This window comes from Variovorax sp. 770b2, assembly GCF_900115685.1.
Lineage (GTDB): Bacteria > Pseudomonadota > Gammaproteobacteria > Burkholderiales > Burkholderiaceae_C > Variovorax.
The window spans coordinates 2,142,828-2,158,040 of sequence record NZ_FOXJ01000001.1 but is presented as its reverse complement, the minus strand read 5'-3'; the positions used below and the strand labels follow the sequence as shown (position 1 = coordinate 2,158,040).

General features: G+C 67.9%; 8 protein-coding genes and 1 riboswitch. Of the genes, 5 read left to right on the top strand and 3 right to left on the bottom strand.

Annotated features, from left to right (window positions below):
* Nucleotides 1–103: 103 nt before the first annotated feature.
* The 3 genes from BM133_RS09840 to BM133_RS09830 are packed head-to-tail and all read left to right on the top strand — an operon-like array spanning nt 104 to nt 4,835.
* Nucleotides 104–3,847: a pilus assembly protein gene (locus BM133_RS09840; protein WP_143100105.1), complete on the top strand. Its 3,744-nt coding sequence runs from the start codon at nt 104–106 to the stop codon at nt 3,845–3,847.
* Nucleotides 3,844–4,281: a type IV pilin protein gene (locus BM133_RS35130; protein WP_177224770.1), complete on the top strand. Its 438-nt coding sequence runs from the start codon at nt 3,844–3,846 to the stop codon at nt 4,279–4,281. Before BM133_RS09840 ends, BM133_RS35130 begins: the two co-directional genes overlap by 4 nt.
* A complete protein-coding gene (locus tag BM133_RS09830) occupies nt 4,278–4,835 on the top strand; it encodes a GspH/FimT family pseudopilin (protein ID WP_093433342.1) in 558 nt (185 codons plus the stop codon). The genes BM133_RS35130 and BM133_RS09830 overlap by 4 nt, the downstream gene beginning before the upstream one ends.
* Nucleotides 4,836–4,866: 31 nt before the next feature.
* Here BM133_RS09830 and nrdR read toward each other — a convergent pair whose 3' ends face one another.
* The 3 genes from nrdR to BM133_RS09815 form a co-directional block, all read right to left on the bottom strand.
* Nucleotides 4,867–5,310: a transcriptional regulator NrdR gene (gene nrdR, locus BM133_RS09825; protein ID WP_093433340.1), complete on the bottom strand. Its 444-nt coding sequence runs from the start codon at nt 5,308–5,310 to the stop codon at nt 4,867–4,869.
* Nucleotides 5,311–5,331: 21 nt separating this feature from the next.
* The gene (glyA, locus tag BM133_RS09820; protein ID WP_093433339.1) at nt 5,332–6,576 is read right to left on the bottom strand and encodes a serine hydroxymethyltransferase; all 1,245 of its coding nucleotides are present in this window, start codon (nt 6,574–6,576) and stop codon (nt 5,332–5,334) included.
* A gap of 41 nt (nt 6,577–6,617) precedes the next feature.
* Nucleotides 6,618–6,743, bottom strand: a riboswitch (ZMP/ZTP riboswitch).
* A 30-nt stretch (nt 6,744–6,773) separates the two neighbouring features.
* A complete protein-coding gene (locus BM133_RS09815; protein WP_093433337.1) occupies nt 6,774–7,625 on the bottom strand; it encodes a lytic transglycosylase domain-containing protein in 852 nt (283 codons plus the stop codon).
* A 603-nt stretch (nt 7,626–8,228) separates the two neighbouring features.
* Here BM133_RS09815 and BM133_RS09810 point away from each other — a divergent pair.
* Nucleotides 8,229–12,056, top strand: coding sequence for a DUF748 domain-containing protein (locus BM133_RS09810; RefSeq protein WP_093433336.1), 3,828 nt, complete (start codon nt 8,229–8,231; stop codon nt 12,054–12,056).
* Nucleotides 12,057–12,246: 190 nt separating this feature from the next.
* The gene (locus BM133_RS09805) at nt 12,247–15,159 is read left to right on the top strand and encodes a DUF349 domain-containing protein (RefSeq protein WP_093433334.1); all 2,913 of its coding nucleotides are present in this window, start codon (nt 12,247–12,249) and stop codon (nt 15,157–15,159) included.
* Nucleotides 15,160–15,213: the final 54 nt, after the last annotated feature.

Below are 15,213 nucleotides of genomic sequence, written 5' to 3'. Positions count from 1 at the left end.
CATGCGCTTTCTTCGACTTTGCGCGGCGCTGGCCTGCGCCGCCTCTTGTGCCCACGCGGCGACGACCCTGCTTCCACCTGAAGCGGTGCTTCCGAGCGAGCCGATGTTTTCGCTGGCATCGCGCGTCGATCCCGGGGTGGTGATCGATCTTTCGCTGAAGCGCGCGAACGCAGGCGCGGCGTACCGCGACAACTTCGACGCGAAGAAGACCTACGGCGGCTACTGGGACCCGATGGGCTGCTACAGCTACGCGACGGGCGACGGTTATTTCAAGCGCTCGGCCACGGCGACGAAGCCGGATGGCGGCGCCATTGCCTGCGTCAACCAATGGAGCGGCAATCTGCTGAACTGGGCCGTGTCATCGTCGCTCGACGGGGTGCGCCTTGCATTGACCGGGGGCGATCGCGTGATCGACGAACCGGGCCGCACGGTGCTGCAGCGCGCGGTGTTGCCGGAAGACTTTTATCGCAGCGGCTCCTTCCCCGACAAGACTGTGACTGGCAACCTCGACAAGCTGACGCCGTTGGTCACCGCAGCCCGCGATGGCTTGCTCGCGACCGGCACGCTGCACTTCGGCAACTGCCTGGACCGGTTTGCCGTCGGGCCGGCCGGTGGCGGCACTTGCACGGAGCCGGGCGGCACGACTTACCTTGCGCGCGTCGAGGTGTGTACGCCGACCGAAGCAGCGGCGCGCTCCTCGTTGTGCGCTTCGTATCCCGACGGCAACTACAAACCCGTGGGCAGCATCCAGCGCTACGCCGGGCGGATGAAGTTCTCCGTCTTCGGCTATCTGCCGGACGACGACCCCGCGCGCTACGGCGGCGTGATGCGCGCGCCGATGAAGCACGCCGGGCCGAAAAAGATCGACGCGACCCTCGACACGGTGGACAACCCACGGGCGGAGTGGGATGCGACGACCGGCGTGTTCAAGGCTGGTGCGGCGGAGGGCGACGGTGTCGTCGACGCCATCAACCGCTTCGGTCGCAACGGCGCCGGGCAGGGCGTCTACAGCCTGTTCGACCCAGCGGGCGAGCTCTACTACGAGTCGCTGCGCTACCTGCAAGGCAAGGCGCCGACGCCCAACGCGGTGTCAGACACGGACAGCGCTCGGAGCCGTGGAGACCCCATTGCCGCCAGTTGCCAGAGAAACGGCATCCTCGTGATCGGCGACGCCGAGACCCATTACGACCGTTCGCTCCCCGGCCTCTCGAAGGGCGACTCCATCGGCGACTTCGACCGCGGTTTCAACAGCGCAGCCTATGAACCCGACACCGCCTACTGGACGGGCCTGGTCGGTGCCTTCGAAAACAGGGAGGCACTTTCTTTCACGCACCCTTCAGGAAAGGCGGGCCTCACCACGAGCGGCAACGAGGGGCCCAGGGCGCTCAACTACAAGGGCGGAACACCGCTGACCTCCGCCAATATCGCCGCCATTGAAACGGGCGCAGACAAGGGCTCGTTCGGCATGGCAGGCCTCGCGTATTGGGCTCACACGCAAAAGATCCGCAGCGACCATCCCGATCTGCGGGTGCAGACCTTCGCCGTCGACATGGGGCGGGGCGGCGAGAGCGCCATCGGGCAGAAGCAGCGCGGCAGCGCTTTCTACCTGGCCGCGAAGTACGGCGGCTTTGCCGACACCAACGACGACGGCAATCCGTTTCGCGCGTCGGGCGGTGGTTCCGAATGGGCCGAAGGCCTCGACGCCGACAACCAGCCCAAGCCCGCCAACTACCTCCTGGCGGGTGAGCCGTCGCAGTTGACCGCTGCCATCCGCCGGGCCTTCCTGCGCGCCGAAGCATCGGCGGGCGGCATTTCGGCGGGCAGCGCGATCTCGTCGGACACGATCACGAACGCCGGTGCCAGCCTCTACGTGCCGCAGTTCGACGGGCGACGCTGGTCGGGCACGCTGCTGTCGTATCGGCTCGGCGTCGATGCGGCGAGCGGCGCTGTGCACAAGTCCGACAAGCCCGACTGGGATGCCGGCGAATTGCTGACCGGCAACCCGAACGCAACGCCGCCCGTGGCTGCGCGGGACATCGCGGGCCGGCGCATCTTCACGCTCTCGACGGCTGGTGTCGGCACGCCGTTCGAATGGGCGGCGCTCGATGACGGGCTGCGCGGATGGCTGAGCGCGACGCCGTATGCCGTGCCTGAAACCTCGGACGGTCTTGGCGCCGATCGCCTGGCCTATCTGCGGGGGGATCGCCGCAAGGAGCAGTCCTCGCCGCAGGGCATTTTCCGCGTGCGCGATTCGATCATGGGCGATGTGACCAATTCGAATCCGGTCTACGTGGGTGCGCCGAGCCTCGCGAGCCAGGGGGCCGGCTACGACAAGTTCCTGGCGGCCCATCGAGGCCGGCCGCACGCGGTGTACGTCGGCGCCAACGACGGCATGCTGCACGCCTTCGAAGCCCGCACCGGCAAGGAATTCTTCGCCTATGTGCCGCGGATCATGTTCGCCAAGCTGGGCGCCTACACCTCGCCCGACTACGTGCACCAAAGCCATGTCGATGGAACACCGGCCGTGGGTGAAGCGCGGATGGCGAACGGTGCGTGGAAGACCGTGCTGGTCTCCGGCAGCGGCGGAGGCGCCACCGGGGTTTTCGCGCTCGACGTGACCGACCCTGCGGACTTCTCGGCCGACAAGGTGCTGTGGGAGTTCAGCGGCGCGTACGACAACGACATGGGCCGCGTGACCCAGGCGCCACGCATCATGAAGTTCCGCACGGCCGCGGCCACGAAGACCGAGGCGGCGACCTATGGCTGGTTCGCCGTCGTTCCTTCGGGCTTCAACAACGCCAACAAGGAGGGACGCGCCGCGATGTTCCTGCTTTCGCTCGACAAGCCCGCAGCTGAGGCATGGAAGCTGAACGCCAACTTCTACAAGATCGTTCTGCCTCGCCCGGCGGACCTCACCTTCGTGAATGCCTTGAGCACGCCGGGCGACTACGCGGCAACGGACGGGTCCACGCGCTTGCTCTATGCCGGCGATACGCAGGGCAACCTGTGGAAGTTCGACTTCACGGGCAATGCGCCTTGGAGCGCGAGCAATGCACTGGGCTTGAATGGCCGCCCGCTGATGGTCGCCACCGCCGGCAGCGGCGCGGATGCGAAGCGCCAGCCCATCACCGTCGCGCCGGAAGTCGGTGTGGGGCCGGCTGGTGGCGCGATCGTGCTCTTCGGCACGGGCAAGTTCGTGAGCCCGGAAGACCTTGGCCGATCGAGCCGCGGCGTGCAGACGATCTACGGCGTGTACGACAACGGCATGGCGATTCCTGCCGGCGAAGCGCGCACGCAGCTTCAGCCTCGCAAGGTATCGCCCAGCGATGGACAGGCATCCCCGCCCCTCGCCGGCGATCCCTTCGTCTACGGTGCATTCGACCGCAAGACGAACACCCGGCGCGGCTGGTACTTCGATCTGCCGGCGGGACCCGAGCAGGGCGAGCGGCTGGTCTTCCAGCCGGTGCTGAGCGACGGCCAGCTGTTCTTCAACACGCTGATTCCCAATGCCAGCGCATGCAGCGCCGATGGCGGTGGCCGCAGTTGCGCGGTGAACGCGATGACCGGACTTTCGCAGGGCGGCTCTTGCACGCCATCAGGCATCGGCATGCTGGGCGCGCCGCACCTGGTGCAACTGGGCATGGCTGGCTTCGGCGCCACCGATGCCTTCGGGCGTCGGTCGGAAACCAAGCGGCTGGGCATCGTCAGCATCGGCGCGCGGGATGCCCGGGGAGGCCGGGCCGGCGGCATGTCGAACGCCCAGCCTGCCGGCGACGGCAAGATGGTCCAGACCGGCGGGCGCCTGAACTGGCGAGAGGTCGTCGATTACCGGGGCGCGAAAAAATGAAGCCCTCGGCATTTCGTGGATTCACGTTGATCGAGATGCTGATCGTGGTGGCCATTGCCGCGATCCTGGCCGCCATCTCCTATCCGTCGTACATGGATTTCGTGCGGAAGGGCTGGCGCAGCGAGGGGCGGTCCGCGCTGATGCAGCAGATGCAGGAGCAGGAGCGCCTCTACACGCAGGTCGGGCGGTACCGGCGCTACGCGGGCGACTCGGGAGACTCGGGAGACTCGGGAAGCTCAGGAAATGGCGGCGCAGGCGGCAAGTACACCGTCGAGAGCGGCAATTGCGAGGGGAAGGGGAGCATCGACAGCTGCATCCGGCTGACGGCCACGCTGAAGGCCGGTTTCTCCGATCCGCAGGTCGGCAACCTCTGGGTGGACAGCACGGGCGGCAAGGGCTGCGACGGCACGCAGGCGGGCAGGTGCTGGCAATGAAGGGCGGCAAAAGAACGTTGTCGGCTGGCTTCACCTTGATCGAGCTCATGGTGGTCGTGGCCATCGTGGCAGCGCTGGCGGCCGCGGGGGCGCCGAGCTTTCGCGACATGCTGCTCAACCAGCGCCTCGCGACCGCGGCACAAGGCTTCAATGCCGCATTGAGCTTCGCGCGCATGGAGGCCATCCAGCGCGCGCGGCCCGTCGAAGTGGCGGCGCTCGCGGGCAGCGACTGGTCCGATGGCTGGGTCGTCCGGACCGGCGCCGATGAATCGCCCCAGACGCTGCGGCGCTTCGAGCGATTGCCGCAGGGTGTGAGCGTCGACACGACACTGGGGGGCGGTTTCGCGCAGGGCCTGCGCTACGACGGCAACGGCTTCTCGCGCCAGACGAGCCGGTCCGGCTTCAGCGCGGGCTGCCTGACGCTGAAGGCCGAGACCGGGCGCAGGGCGTCGATCATCGTCTCGGCCTCGGGCCGGGCGAAGGTCTGCAATCCGGATGTGAGCGGCGATTGCGGCTCGGGCGCGTGCGCCAGGGGAGGAGAAAGCGGCGCCTGAGGAGCGCCCCTGCAGTCTCAGGTAGGCAGGCTCAGATGTCCCGCAGCAACTGCCTGAATTCGTCCACGTCTTCGAAGCTGCGGTACACCGAGGCAAAGCGCACGTAGGCCACCTTGTCCAGGCGCTTCAACTCGCGCATCACGAGTTCACCGACCTTGGTCGAATCGATTTCGCGCAGGCCGCTGGCCAGGAGCTTCTGCTCGATGCGCAAGAGGGCGGTGTCGATCTGCTCGATGCTCACCGGCCGCTTGCGCAGCGCCAGCATCATCGAGGCGCGCACCTTGGCCGAGTCGAAGTCGGCGCGGCTGCCGTCCTTCTTCACGACCACGGGGAAATTGACGTCGGGGCGCTCGTAGGTGGTGAAGCGCTTGTCGCAGGCGCTGCACTGGCGGCGCCTGCGCACGAAGTCGGCGTCTTCCGAAACGCGGGTCTCGACGACCTGCGTTTCAAGATGACCGCAAAAAGGGCATTTCATGCGGTCGTCTCGCCAGTCGGATCAGCGATAGACGGGGAAGCGGCTCGTCAGCGCATGCACCTTGGCACGCACCGCGTCGATGTTCGCCGCGTCGCGCGGGTTCTCGAGCACGTCGGCGACCAGGTTTGCGGTGATGCGGGCCTCTTCGTCCTTGAAGCCGCGCGTGGTCATGGCCGGGGTGCCGATGCGCACGCCGCTGGTGACCATCGGCTTTTCGGGGTCGTTGGGGATCGCGTTCTTGTTGATCGTCATGTGGGCGCTGCCCAGCACGGCTTCGGCTTCCTTGCCGGTGATGCCCTTGGCGCGCAGGTCGACCAGCATGACGTGGCTTTCGGTGCGTCCGCTCACGATGCGCAGGCCGCGCTCGGTGAGGGTGTCGGCCACGATCTGGGCGTTCTTGACCACCTGTTGCTGGTAAGCCTTGAACTCGGGCGCCATGGCTTCCTTGAACGCGACGGCCTTGGCGGCGATCACGTGCATCAGCGGACCGCCTTGCAGGCCGGGGAAGATCGCGCTGTTGATGGCCTTCTCGTGCTGCGCCTTCATCAGGATGATGCCGCCGCGCGGGCCGCGCAGGCTCTTGTGGGTGGTCGAGGTGACGATGTCGGCGTGCGGCACCGGGTTGGGGTACACGCCCGCGGCCACGAGGCCGGCGTAGTGGGCGATGTCGACCATGAAGATCGCGCCCACGTCCTTGGCCACCTTGGCGAAGCGCTCGAAGTCGATGCGCAGCGAGTAGGCCGAAGCGCCCGCGATGATCAGCTTGGGCATGTGCTCGTGCGCCTTGCGTTCCATCGCGTCGTAGTCGATGGCTTCGTTGGCGTCCAGGCCGTAGCTCACCACGTTGAACCACTTGCCGCTCATGTTCAGCGGCATGCCGTGGGTCAGGTGGCCGCCTTCGGCCAGGCTCATGCCCATGATGGTGTCGCCGGGCTTCAGGAAGGCGAGCATCACGGCTTCGTTGGCCGAGGCGCCGCAATGGGGCTGCACGTTGGCGGCGTCGGCACCGAAGATCTGCTTGACGCGGTCGATGGCCAGTTGCTCGGCCACGTCGACGTGCTCGCAGCCGCCGTAGTAGCGCTTGCCCGGGTAGCCTTCGGCGTACTTGTTGGTGAGCTGCGAGCCCTGGGCGGCCATGACGGCGGGCGAGGCGTAGTTCTCGCTGGCGATCAGCTCGATGTGGTGTTCCTGGCGCGCGTTTTCGGCTTGAATCGCAGCCCAGATCTCGGGGTCGGTCTGTTCGACCAGGATATTGCGTTGGTACATGGCAGTCCTTTGAAGACGAGGTCCTTGTTCTTCAACCAAACAAGGGCTGCCCAGGCGAACGGCTGAACGCCTGTTGTGGTCAGGCGGCACGCTTCCCAGTGGTATTCCACGTCAGCGCGGGGCACCTTGTTCGGGTGCTGCGCCTATCGCCAGTCGCGTACGGGGCCGAGTGTAGCTCACACCCGGCCAGGCCAGTTTCAGGAAACGGCGGAAAGCAGCGCGACCTTTGCGGGTTCCGAGCCTTCTTCGGCCTTGATCGGTGCCGGGGTCGGCGTCACGATGGGAATCGGCTGTGCGCGAATGATCGGCCGGGGCGGCAGCACCGACGGCGCACGGCCGTTGGCGACCTGCAGCAGGCGTTCGTGCTCGGCCATGACCTTGCTGGCGTAGCCGCCGTCGTCTTCGAGGTTGGCCGCGCCCACGTAGTAGCGCAGGCCCCCCTCGAGCGAGCCGGCACGGGCGATGCATTCCTGCAGCACCTTCACGCCCACGCGCATGTTGGTCACCGGGTCGAAGGCGGTGAGCGTGCCGCCCGCGCTTTCGTACTTGTCGCCGTGCACGCGGGTCATGACCTGCATCAGGCCCTGGGCGCCGACGTGGCTCTGGGCAAAAGGATTGAAACTGGATTCCACGGCCATGATGGCCAGGATCAGCGTCGGGTCGAGCTTGGTGCGCTTGCCGATGCTGTAGGCCTCGGACACCAGCACGCTCAGCGGCTCGGCCGCGACGCTGTACTTCTTGCTCAGCCAGTAAGCCACGGCCGCCTGCTGCTTGGGCAGGTCGCCGGGGCTCGCGGCCGTGGTGCGCTCGATGGCGGTCGGCTCCAGGTCGCTGACTTCAGGCGCGGGCTTGCGCGACTGCAGCCAGCCCATGAGCTGTTCCTCGCCGGTCTGGCGCAGATCGGGCCGTGCCACGAGGGCGAGGGCCGCGAACACGATGGCCAAACCGACCAATGCAAACCCGTTGTGGGTGATTTCAAAAAAGCCGTCTGCCACATCGGACACAAAGGTCCGTAGCCCGCGGGCTGTGGCATCAAACGCCTTGTTCATCGCTCTTCCTTTCTGTGCGGCACCTGCTCGCAACGCCTGGAGAGGCGATGGATGAAGGCAACGGCGCTTGGATTGGTACGAATCAGGCTCCGCGCATGGAGGGGTGTAGGGTAAGGAGCGCGGCGACCTGATCAAGCCGAGGGAGTTCTCGGCAGCGGATTCAGGGGGTGGCCCCGCTGCGTCTGGCAGTCGGGGCAGGGCGGATTCTATCGTCGCTAAATACCCGGTCAAGCATAAGGAAATCGTTTCATATGCTAATAGATGTTTAAAAATCCGACGCGTACAGAGGCATTCGGCTTACGGGAAATCCCTTGGAAGAATGAATTTGCAATGCAAGGGTGCGGCACCTAATCTGAACGGGCCTGGGTTTTCAGGCGTTTTTCCGAAGTCGGGCCGCCCGAGGTGCAAGTCAAGGGCTCGAACGACCGAGGATCCACGGCGGCAATCTCTTGCTGCCAGCACGGCAGGAACCATTGACTTCCGGTCGCGCGAATCGATGGCTTGGGTGTTAGGCCCGCCATCAAGCCCGGCAACGAGGCATTCAGTCGCGTTGCCGGGCTTTCTTGTTTCTGCGTTGACGCATGTTTGCGGCACACTCCCGCGATGGATGTAGCTTCGCTCAAACAAAACAAATGGGTGCGACGCGGGGTCGTCGCGTTGCTGGTTCTGTTGGCCCTCTGGGTCATCGCATGGCTGGCAGTGCCGCCGATCGCCAAGAGCCAGCTTCAAAAGATCGCGAGCGAGAAACTGGGCCGGCAGGTCACGGTGGGCAAGATCGACTTCAAGCCCTGGACCCTGGAGCTCGCGCTGCACGACCTGCGCATCGCCACGGCCGACGGCAAGCAGCCGCAACTGGCCATCAAGCGCATCTACGCCGATGCCGAACTGCAGTCGCTCTTTCGCCTGGCGCCCGTGATCGACGCGGTGTCGATCGAGGCGCCCGCGGTGCTGCTCACGCACCAGGCCGACGGCAAGTACGACATCGACGACATCCTGGCCAAGCTGGCAGCGGGCCCGCCGCCCGACCCCAAGGCCGAGCCGGCGCGTTTTGCCATCTACAACATCTCGATCAAGGACGGCGCGGTCGACTTCGACGACCAGACGGTCAAGCGCAGGCACGAGCTGCGCAACTTCGTGCTCAACGTGCCTTTCCTGAGCAACCTGGCTTCGCAGCGCGAGGTCAAGACCGAGCCCAAGCTGGCCTTCGTGCTCAACGGCAGCAGTTTCGATTCGGCCGCCTTCACCACGCCCTTCGCGCAAAGTCGCAAGACCGACGCCCACGTGCAGTTCAAGGGCCTCGACCTGGCGCCTTACCTGGGCTACATCCCCGGCGGCCTGCCGGTGAAGCTGCAGGCCGGCAGCCTGGATGCCGACCTGAAGATCGACTTCCAGCAGGCGGCGACCACCGGCCTCAAGATCTACGGCACGGTGGAGGCGCATGGCGCCAAGCTGAGCGACGCCCGGGGCCGCGACCTCTTGGGCTTCGATTCGCTCAAGCTCGCGCTGGCGGACGTGCGGCCGCTCGAATCGGTGTTCCATTTGAGCGAAGTGGCCCTGGCCAATCCGCAGCTCGTGGTGGCACGCGACGCCGCGGGCCAGCTCAACCTGATGGCCACCGACCCGGCGACGGGCGCCGCGGAAAAGGTGGCGCCGCTGCCGGCGGCCCCCGCCAGCGCACCGGCCGGCAAGACGGCGGAAAAGCCCAAGCTGAAGGTGCAGGTCGACAAGGTGGCGCTGAGCGGCGGACGCATCGGCTGGCGCGACGAGACCCTCAAGCCCGCGGCGGCCGTCGACCTGACCGACCTGGGGCTCGACGTCACCGCCATCACCTGGCCCATGGAGAAGCCAGCGCAGTTCAACGGCAGCACCGCCATCGCCGGCGCCTCGCTCAAGTTCAAGGGCAGCGCCACCGACAAGGCGGCGGATGTGCAGACCGAGGTCGACGCGCTCCCGCTCTCGCTGGCTGCTCCTTATCTGGCGCAGAGCCTGGAGCCCACGCTCGACGGCAAGCTGAGCGGTCAGATCGACATCGCCTGGAACCAGCCGAACCTCAAGTTCAAGGCGCGCCGCCTGGCCGCCGACGGACTGGCGCTGACCCAGACCAAGACCGCGCTGGCGAGCGTCGGCCGCTTCGAGCTGGTCGACGCCGAGGTCGACATGACGCAGCACACGCTGAACATCGCCTCGTTCACCGCCACCAACCCCAAGGTGCGCGTGGAGCGCGACAGCGAAAAGCGCTGGATGTTCGAGCGGTGGCTCCGCACGCCGGCCGGCAGCGGCGGCGCGGCCGAGGCGAAGGTGGCGGCGCCCAAGCCCGCCGGCGCCGGATCGGCCAAGGCCGACGCCAACACCAAGCCCTGGGCGCTGACCATCGCCACCATGGCGGTCGACAACGGCAGCCTCTCCTATTCGGACAAGGCCGGCGCGCTGCCGGTGACGGTCGAGGTCACGGCCTTCAAGCTGAACGCCCAGAAGATCGCGCCCGAGACGAACACCGTGTCGCCGCTGCAGGTCTCGGGCCGCATCGGTTCCGGCCGCTCCGATCCGGGCAAGTTCGACTACAAGGGCAACGTGGTGCTCAAGCCGCTGGCCGCCGAAGGCCGGCTCGAGGTGATCTCGTTCCCCGCGCACGCCTTCAAGGCCTATTACGCGGATGCGCTCAACGTTGACATCCGCCGCGCGTTCGCGAGCTACCGCGGCACGGTCCACTACGCGACCGCGCCGGCGGGCATGACCGTGAAGCTGGCCGGCGACACCGCGCTGGACGACTTCCGCGCCAACAGCGTCTCGCTCACCCAGTCGCCCGGTTTCGACCGCAACACCAACCAGTTGCTCAGCTGGAAGACGCTGAGCCTGCGCGGCCTGCAGGTCAGCATGGCGCCCAACGCGCCGCCGAACGTGAATGTGCGCGAAACCACGCTGACCGACTTCTTCGCCCGCGTGATCGTCGATCCGACCGGCCGGCTCAACCTGCTCAACCTGACGAAGAAGGGCGAGGCCGAAGGTGCGGCCACTGCGGCGGCGACCGCGGAAGCCAAGACGCAGAAAGGCCCGGGCGGCACCACCACCACGACCCGCGGTGCGCCACCTGCGCAGCGCTCGGGCGGCGCACCGGTGTCGGCCGAAGCCATGGTCGGCGGCAGCCCCGAGCCGGCCAAGCCGGCCAACCCGGCCGCAGCGCCCGTCGCCACGGCGCAGGCACCCGCGGACACCGGCCCCAAGCCGGTCATCAACTTCGGCCCGATGAGCCTGGTCAACGGCAAGATCGACTTCACCGACCTGTTCGTCAAGCCCAACTACTCGGCCGACCTGAGCGAGCTGACCGGCAAGCTCAGCTCCTTCTCGTCGAACCCGCCCAACGGGCAGGGCGGCCGGCCGGCACTGGCCGACCTGGAGCTGCGCGGCAAGGCGCAGCAGACCGCGGCGCTGGAAATCACCGGCAAGCTCAATCCGCTGGCCAAGCCGCTCGAACTCGACATCACCGCCAAGATGCGCGACCTCGACCTGGCGCCGCTGTCGCCGTACTCGGTGCGCTACGCCGGCCACGGCATCGAGCGCGGCAAGATGAGCATGGACGTGAACTACAAGGTCGCGCCCGATGGCCAGCTCACGGCCACCAACAAGCTGGTGCTCAACCAGCTGCAGTTCGGCGAGGAAGTCGCCGGCGCGCCCAACAGCCTGCCCGTCAAGCTGGCGGTGGCCCTGCTGGCCGACCGCAATGGCGTGATCGACGTCGACCTGCCGCTCAGCGGCTCGCTTAACGATCCGCAGTTCAGCGTCGGACCGCTGATCTGGAAGGCCGTGGTCAACCTGATCGTCAAGGCCGTGACGGCGCCGTTCAGCCTGCTCACGGGCGGTCTTGGCGGCGGCGGCAGCGGCGAATCGAGCGCCATTACCTTCGAGCCGGGCAGTTCGGTGCTCAGCGCCGCGGCCAGGGAGAGCCTCGAGAAGGTCGCCAAGGCGCTGACCGAGCGGCCGACGCTGGAAATGACGGTCGTGGGCACCTCCAGCCTCGAGAAGGAGCGCGATGCCTACCAGCGCCAGCGCGTGCGCCAGATGACCCAGGCCGAGAAGCGCCGCGTCGCGGTGCGCGGCGGCCAGACCGGCACCGACGTGGCGCCGGTCACCGACGCCGAGTACCCCGAGCTGCTGACCGCGGTCTACAAGCGCGCCGACATCACCAAGCCGCGCAACCTCGTCGGCCTGGCCAAGGACCTGCCCGTCAAGGAAATGGAAAACCTGTTGTTCGCGAGCGTGCCGGTCGACGAGGAATCGATGCGCCAACTGGCCGTGGAGCGCGGCGCCGCGGTGCGCGACTACCTGCTGGCGCAGAAGCTCACGAGCGAGCGGCTGTTCCTGGGCGCGGTGCGCACCACGGCCAGCGGTGCCGACTGGAAGCCGGGCGCCGAGCTCAAACTGACCATGAAGTGAGAGCGGCCACTTGGTTTTTTGCATCGGCTTGCTATATATGTAGTCACCTTTAATCTCCCAGCCCGCAACCTGCATTGGCCGCCGTTCCGCAACGGAATTGGGCGGGCCATCGCAAGTGGGTGAAAATGTCGATGTGCGCCGGCCTTTGCCGGCGCCTTCGCTTTCCATACCAAGACAACGATTTCGCGCAGTGACCTCTACTTCTTCCAAGCCACACGACCTTCAGGCCCTCGACACGCTCACCGGCGGCGCCTTCACCGCGCCGACCTCGGGAGAACGCGCCGCGCGCATCCGCGACTGGCTCGCGGGCAACCCCGCGTCCGAGCAAATGCAGGAAGTCTTCAAGGAGCTGAGCGGTCGCGACAAGGGCGCGGCGCGCCTCTTGCGCGAGAAGCTCGACGAGCTCAAGCGCGCCAAGGGCCAGGAGGCCATTGCCGCCGAATGGGCGCAGAAGGCCGAGGCGCTGCTGGGCCAGTCCAAGCTCAACATCGCCGATGCGCTCGCCTGGCAGCGCGACGCCGCCAAGGCTGGCGCGCCGCTCTCGCGCGAACCGCTCGCAAGCCTGAAGGCCAAGCTGGCCGAACGCGTCAAGGGCATCGAAGACCTGCAGCACCGCGCCCAGGTGCACCGCGAAGCCGCCGTCTTGCTGGCACAGCGCTTTGAAGTGCTCTCCACCAAGGGCTGGCAGGACGCCCAGGCCGCCGAGGAGTCGCTGCGCAGCGACGTTACCCATTGGCAGCAGCAGGCCGGCGACATCACCTCCGACATCAACTGGAACAGCCTGGACGCGAAGTTCGCGCCGCAGCTGGAAGGGTCGAAGTCGCAATTGCTGGTCGTGTCCGATGCGTTCCACAGCGCGCTGGCACAGGCCATCGCTGCCGCAGCCGACGCTGCCGCGCCGCTGCCGCCGGTGCCCGTGTGGGCCGACGAGCTGCGCAGCGCGCGCGGCGAGGTGCTCGCACCCAAGGCCGCAGCGCCCGCACGGCCTGCCGCACCCAAGATCGATCCGGCCGTGCGCGCCGCGGCGCAAGACGCCGTGCAGGCCGCACTCGCCAAGCTCGAGCAGGAAACCGCCGAAGGCCACGGCAAGGCCAGCGCCGGTGCGGCCGCTGCGCTGCGCGCGGTGCTCAAGGAGCACGGCAAGCTGGTCGAGGCGCCGCTCGAAGCCCGCGTGCATGCCGCGCTGGTCGCGGCCGGCGAGCTCGAAGGCTGGCAGCGCTGGAGCGCCGACAAGGTCCGCGAAGACCTCGTCGCCAAGGCCGAAGGCCTGCTCAAGCGCCCCGAAGGCCAGGCCCTCGGCGGCCGCAAGATGCAGGAAACGCTGCGCGCGCTGCGCGACCAGTGGAAGCAGTCCGACCAGGGCGGCGTGCCGAACCATGCGCTGTGGAAGCGTTTCGACGAAGCCTGCAACGAAGCCCACAAGGTGGTCGAGGCCTGGCTCGAGAAGGTGCGCGCCGATGCGGCCGAGCACCGCGCGCACCGCGTGGCGCTGATCGAAGAGGTGAAGGCCTGGGCCGCCGAGCATGCCGGCGCCACCGACCTGAAGGCGCACAACCGCGCGTTGCACCAGTTCGCCGACCGCTGGCGCGATGGCGGCCACGTGGGCGAGAAGGTGTTCGCCGAACTGCAGCCGCAGTGGAACGAAGCCTTCGGCGCCGCGCGTGCGCCGTTCGAGACGGCGCAGAAAGCCAGCGTCGAACGCCGCCAAGCCATGATCGCCGAGGCTGCCGAGCTCGGCGCCCAGCCGATGCTGCGCATCGACGCCGTCAAGGCGCTGCAGCAGCGCTGGCAGCACGAGGCGCAGAGCGTGCCGCTCGACCGTCGCCATGAACAGAAGCTGTGGGATGCGTTCCGCGCGCCCATCGACGAAGCCTTCAACCGCAAGACGGCCGAGCGCGAAAAGGCGTCGTCGGCCATGAGCGAGCACGACCGCCATGTGCTGGACGCCTCCAAGGCGCTCGACGCGGCCAATGCGGGTGGCGACGTGCAGAAGATCCGCGCGGCCATCGCCCGCCTCGAAGGCGCATTGCGCGGCGAAGCACCGCCGCCGGCACCGAAGGCTGAGCGGGCCGCCGAGCCGACCGCATCGACCGAATCGACGGAATCCAGTGATGGCCCGTCGCTCGGCGCGACCGACGTCGTGGCGCCCGGACAGGCTGCTGCGGAGTTCGCCGAAAGCGCCGAGCAGGCGCCGAGCCCGAGCGACGCGGAAGCATCGCCGGCCGCACCGGTCGAAGCGGCGCAGGCTGCCACCCCTGACCTCGTGGCACCCGCCGATGGCGCCGACGCCTCCGCACGCGCCGATGGCGCAGCGCACGACGCTGGCGAAGCCGCCGCTGTCGAAACCCCGGCACCGGCCGCCGCGCCGAAGCCGGCGCCCAAGCCGGTGGTGGCCATGCGCGGGGACGATCGTCCCAGCAGCAAGAAGACGGACGCGGCGCCCGCAGGCCGCGCCGGTGGCAAGTTCGGCGACCGCCGCGACGGCGGCCGGCCAGGCCCCGGCGGTCCGGGTCGTCCTGGCGACCGTGGCGCTCCGCGCCCCGATGCACGCGGTGATCGTGGCGATCGCGGCGGTGATCGCGGCGCACCGGCCGGCCGCTTCGGCGACCGTCCTCCGCGCTTCGAAGACCGCGGCCCACGCCTGGGTGATGCGGCTTTCCGCGCCCAGCGCGAAGCGCTCGAACGTGCGGACATGGCACTGCGCAAGCTCGCGGCGCAAGCCCACGGCGAAGCGCTGACGCAGGTGCTCGGCGCCTGGGAACAGCGCGATGCCGCGCGCCTGCCGAGCGTCCAGGAACTGGGTCGCGCGGTCACGCCGGCCGTGCGCACGAACTGGTCCCAAGCCATCGGCAGCGCGCCGACGGCCGCCGCCAACGACGCCGCCGAAGCACTGCTGCGGCTGGAAATGGCCGCTGAAGTGCCGACGCCGGCCGAGCAGCTCGACGCACGCCGCGCCCTGCAGCTCAAGCTGCTGACCAAGCGTGGCGATCCGGCGCCGGTGCAGACCTGGGGCCAGGACGCCGGCAAGGTGCTGGCTGCGGCGCACGACGCTGCCAGTGCACGCCGCCTGCAGAACGCGCTGAAGGCGCTGCTGCGCAAGTAAGCGCGCGCCGGACGGCCATGAAAAAAGGCGCCCCGCGGGGCGCCTTTTTCTTTG